General features: G+C 55.5%; 1 protein-coding gene. It reads right to left on the bottom strand.

Translation table 11 applies throughout. The features are described 5' to 3' along the window. Positions 1-39: 39 nt before the first annotated feature. The coding region (locus ACFQND_RS12195; protein ID WP_377413597.1) for an IS3 family transposase at positions 40-586 on the bottom strand (547 nt) is incomplete at its 5' end.

Below are 586 nucleotides of genomic sequence, written 5' to 3'. Positions count from 1 at the left end.
TGAACCTGCCCCTGTTGGACGTACCTCTTAGCTGCTCAATTATGCGGCCTTCAATAGCTGTGCCGCGTGCCAGCTTTTCTCAAATTGCATCGGGCTGACATAGCCTAACGTCGAGTGAATTCTGCGGTGGTTGTAGAACGTCATCCAGTCAATTACCTCGTCCATGGCCTGCCTGCGGGTCTCGAATTTTCTACCGTACAGGCGAGCCACTTTCAGGCGTCCCCAGAAACTCTCCGTGGGTGCGTTGTCCCAGCAGTCGCCCTTGCGGCTCATTGAACTTTTCATCTTGTAGCCAGCCAGTGCTGACTGGAATTCGTGCCCACAGTATTGACTGCCACGGTCCGAATGGAACGTGACACCAGCTTCTGGCGCACGCCGGAACCAAGCCATTCGCAGCGCATCCGTTACCAGCGAACTCTGCATGTGCGGCTGCATGCTCCAGCCCACGACCTGACGACTGAATAAATCGAGCACCACAGCAAGGTACAGCCAGCCCTCATCGGTTGCGATGTAGGTGATATCACCCGTCCAGACCTGATTGGGTGCTTCAGCAGTGAAGTTGCGTTGCAACAGGTTCGGTGCAATG

The sequence above is a fragment of the Polaromonas aquatica genome, from assembly GCF_042659145.1.
GTDB lineage: Bacteria > Pseudomonadota > Gammaproteobacteria > Burkholderiales > Burkholderiaceae_C > Polaromonas > Polaromonas aquatica.
Note: the sequence above shows the minus strand (reverse complement) of the source record. Positions and strands in the feature narration are given on the sequence as shown.